This is a genomic window from Spirabiliibacterium falconis, from assembly GCF_014885015.1.
GTDB lineage: Bacteria > Pseudomonadota > Gammaproteobacteria > Enterobacterales > Pasteurellaceae > Spirabiliibacterium > Spirabiliibacterium falconis.
Genome location: NZ_JABMIJ010000021.1, coordinates 1 through 3,684 on the forward strand (window position 1 = coordinate 1; position 3,684 = coordinate 3,684).

The following is a 3,684-nucleotide window of genomic DNA, read 5'->3' on the forward strand; positions in this document are numbered from 1 at the left end:
TGCATGATCATTAACACACTAACTTAATTCCACTTATTCCATCAATTTAAAGAGCGTTGAGATATGTATCTCGTTTTGATGGGTGTATATTATAATAAAAGTTATATTGAGTAAAGAATAAAATAACAAAAATTATTAATTATTTATAACAAATGTTTTATTTGTTTGATTTTTAAGGAAATTTATTTTGAAATTTTTTGCTGACATGAGGCAAAACCGCACTTTTTCGTATGAAGTCGAACTAACGGCGGTGTTTAGTTCGGGTTGAGGCAGTTTCTCGAACTCATAAAAAAAGCTTTACTGGTGTGCTTTGTGTCTCTATAATGGGGTGCATAGTAACCTTTTAATAAGAAAATATGTACACCATCATTGAAACTGAAGACTTTAAAATGAAAGTCAAAAAAATTTGGACGGAAGAAGAGCGGTCAATGTTTTTTGCACACGTTGCACGTAATCCACTGGAGGGCGATGTTATCCCTCATTCAAACGGATTACGCAAGATTCGTTGGCAAGCGTTAGGGAAAGGAAAACGGGGTGGCGCAAGGGTTATCTATTTTAATCTGCTTGATGATGGTCAAGTTTTGATGTTGGATATTTACACGAAAAACGTAAAAGAAAATATCTCCACAAAGGAAACAAAGCATTTAAGGGGGAATGTATGAATAATGAGATTAAAAACTGGGATGTAAGCAAAATGGTTGATGCCGTGATTGCAGACGATCCTGATGCAGAAGCAATCCGTGAAAGTTTAACGAGAGCGTTGGAGCAAGTGAAGCGTGGAGAATATGCCCGCAAAACGGTTGTTCACGTTCACCCGATTGTAGAAACGCGCAATAAAGCAGGCTTAAGTCAAAATAAGTTTGCTGAGAAGCTGGGCATTTCTGTGAATACACTAAAATCATGGGAAAGAGGGCAGCGCAATCCCAGTGGCGCAGCAGCAGCATTGATTAAACTGTTAAGCAAACGCCCTGAGTTGGTGGGTGAGTTGGGCTAAATCAAGAGCCACGTTCAGCGTGGCTTTTTTGTGGGTAAAGTGCGGTAAAAGCCCCAGTGGTCATATAGTTTCGGATAGTGAAACCGTATCGCAAAGGGGCGGATAAGAGATTAATTGCGACTTAAGAACGAAAACATTATTATTCCTGTTTGGTTTTGCTCATTAGGTGATCGATATTCTTCTGTCTATTTTTCTCTATTTCCGCTTGGTTTTTTATTATATCGGCGGGAATCAGAGTAATAAATACAGTCCAAATCTGCCAAAAAGTCAATATACACAGAAAGCCAAAACTGATCGCTCTCATATAGTTCTTATACTCTAGTAAAGCCGGGATTTGTTTCATAATTGGGGCAAGAATACCAATAAACAGGATGATACAAAGAATAGCAGTAGAATGGACTATAGGTGAAAACAATGCACGAAATCTAGCATCCGAACTTTGATTGTCTATTATTCCTCCCTTGAATGGTGATTTTAACTTTTCAGGATATACTATGGCAAACCAAGCACCAACAACTGCAAAAATGATTGCAGCTGTAGTGCGCAATGATTCGTAAAGGGGCCATTGGTCTGAGAACGTTATTCTATCACCGATAAAGTAAGGCGGTACAACAGAGAAGACTATCGATAGACCAAGTGCAACTTTTTTATATATATTCATCTTTTAAATGATTGATAAAATAGATCTTTTTTTGTTTTCCAATTCAACAATTAGCTTTTCCATATTACCAAATGAATCTTGCTCTGTAAATGAAAGAGAAATTTCCCCTTCCCATTTTGCTATTGTATGGCTAAACCATAAATTTTTACCATCAAGCGTAAAACCATAGTCTAATGTATGTACTGAGTTAACATCGCTACTCCATTCCGCATAGAGATCCATCACATCCTTAGAAGTTAAACCATTCGGAGTAGACACCTCAGTTTTTACTGAGAAAACATCGGCACTATTAGCTTTTGGCTTAATTAATTGAAAAAACTCAAGAGCTTTTTGGAAAAAAGCTTTAGTAACTTCATTATTATATTTAGCTGTTGCCTTTTTTGTAATTTTTTTTATTTTGTATGCTTTTTTTGCTATATTTTCTATATTAGTAGATAAAGGATATGGTCGAGATAAAAATACAGGATGTTTTTTATAAATTGGCTGTTCACTGTCATTTGGATTGTTTGAATATCCTTCGATAGCAACACCTTTTTGGGACTTGTCAATAGATTTTACGACATGTGAAGAATATGTTCTCATAAATTGTTTTAGATACTGCTCCATGTCGTAACGACCGTTAGTTGTAGTATTAAAACAGATTGTTGCAAAAGTATTTTGTTTTGGTAAAAACCAAAAAAAAGTTGGATAGCCAGGAATTGAATTATCCTTCACTGCATTCGTGTCAGCTTTTTTAATACTCCCGACTTTAGATGTATTTGGCAATGAGAGAACCCCTGCATTAGTGTACGGAACTTGATTCCACATAACCAACAGATATGAATACTTGTAGGATCTAATATCTGCTAGATATGTACAAAAACCTTCGTTGTTTGGATTTCTAAAAATGTCAGTTTCGGATAGCGTCTTGCCTATTGCCCACGTTGACAGCTCCTGGAGTAATTCAGAAATCCCTAAAAATACAGGTAACTGCGAGTTTTGTTTGTAAACCCCACATCGACTGATTTTATAAAGTTTGATTGTCGCTTTCACTATTTTTCTCCCGAGAATATTAAATTACAACAATATACTTTCACTCTTTCCACCACCCAAAAACACTGCATCACAGGTAAGTGCGGTGCTCAACCGCCACGCCATACTTTGCGCCCCAAAATATGAAAATCAGAAGATTCAGCCATATCTTCATCAATATCTATTGGTTCATATCCTTCTGCGGCACTGATAAGCCTGATGCCATCTTCTGTTCTAATGATTCTTTTAATGAAAAGCCTTTGTTTAAAGGATACGGCGTAGATTTCACCGTCCTCAATATCTGTGTCCGCAGTGTCAATGATGACAGTATCACCATTTTCTAATTCAGGCGTCATACTACTGCCTTTAACATACATGGCTTTGCAAGTATCTGGGTGGATACTATTTCTTCTAAACCAAGAACGACGTAATAAGACTGGATCATCGTCATTAATGAACCATGCAAGATTTCCTTTTCCTGCTGAAAGTTTTACGTCATACAGATCAATTCTTATATAATTATCAATCAGATCATCATCAACTTCTTCAGCAACAGATACATTATGAACTTTACTGAAATCATATCCCATATCGCCAGTCCCAGTACTTAGCCACTCCGCAGATACATTCAGAACTTTTGCGAGTTGAAGGATATTCTTAGGATTTTTTGTATCACCTTTTAAAATCTTATGGATTGCAGCTTGAGAAACACCAACAGCAGCTCCTAGCTCGATTTGATTCATGTTAGATAACTGCATGGCGTATTGTAAGCGTTCAGCAAGTGTAGTCATAAAGCCCCCTTTTTTATCAATTTTATAACCTTTGTTATAACAAAACAAAAAATAATAGTTTTATTATTATTACTTTTAGTTTATTATATTTTATAAGTTTTGTTTTATCCTATAACAAAGGTGAATATGAATAAGACCATTCAACAATCAATCAGTATTTGTGGCTCTCAGCAGGCGTTAGCACGCTTATGCAACGTTAGCCAAGCCAGTGTGTTAATGATCATGCA

Annotated in this window: 5 protein-coding genes; 2 read left to right on the forward strand and 3 right to left on the reverse strand. The window is 36.2% G+C overall.

All coding sequences use genetic code 11. The features are described from left to right. Positions 1-356: 356 nt before the first annotated feature. Together HPC40_RS08950 and HPC40_RS08955 are read left to right on the forward strand one after the other, a co-directional pair. A complete protein-coding gene (locus HPC40_RS08950) occupies positions 357-662 on the forward strand; it encodes a DNA-binding protein (RefSeq protein ID WP_235972373.1) in 306 nt (101 codons plus the stop codon). Next, positions 659-994 (forward strand): helix-turn-helix domain-containing protein, encoded by a 336-nt coding sequence (locus HPC40_RS08955; RefSeq protein ID WP_208119156.1) that lies wholly within the window; start codon positions 659-661, stop codon positions 992-994. Before HPC40_RS08950 ends, HPC40_RS08955 begins: the two co-directional genes overlap by 4 nt. 139 nt (positions 995-1,133) lie before the next feature. On the opposite strand, the gene HPC40_RS08960 is transcribed toward HPC40_RS08955, so the two are convergent. The 3 genes from HPC40_RS08960 to HPC40_RS08970 all read right to left on the reverse strand — a co-directional run bounded on the left by HPC40_RS08960 (position 1,134) and on the right by HPC40_RS08970 (position 3,457). Further along, entirely contained in the window at positions 1,134-1,655 is a 522-nt protein-coding gene (locus HPC40_RS08960; protein WP_208119157.1) for a hypothetical protein, read from the reverse strand. Between the two features lie 3 nt (positions 1,656-1,658). Then, the gene (locus tag HPC40_RS08965) at positions 1,659-2,687 is read right to left on the reverse strand and encodes a hypothetical protein (RefSeq protein ID WP_208119158.1); all 1,029 of its coding nucleotides are present in this window, start codon (positions 2,685-2,687) and stop codon (positions 1,659-1,661) included. 89 nt (positions 2,688-2,776) lie between these two features. Beyond that, entirely contained in the window at positions 2,777-3,457 is a 681-nt protein-coding gene (locus HPC40_RS08970; RefSeq protein WP_208119159.1) for an XRE family transcriptional regulator, read from the reverse strand. Positions 3,458-3,684 lie beyond the last annotated feature (227 nt).

What these genes read in the sequence shown, in the direction of transcription:
- HPC40_RS08955 (WP_208119156.1), top strand. Translation starts at nt 659, where the DNA reads ATGAATAATGAGATTAAAAACTGGGATGTAAGCAAAATGGTTGATGCC.
- HPC40_RS08950 (WP_235972373.1), top strand. Translation starts at nt 357, where the DNA reads ATGTACACCATCATTGAAACTGAAGACTTTAAAATGAAAGTCAAAAAA.
- HPC40_RS08960 (WP_208119157.1), bottom strand. Translation starts at nt 1,655, where the DNA reads ATGAATATATATAAAAAAGTTGCACTTGGTCTATCGATAGTCTTCTCT.
- HPC40_RS08970 (WP_208119159.1), bottom strand. Translation starts at nt 3,457, where the DNA reads ATGACTACACTTGCTGAACGCTTACAATACGCCATGCAGTTATCTAAC.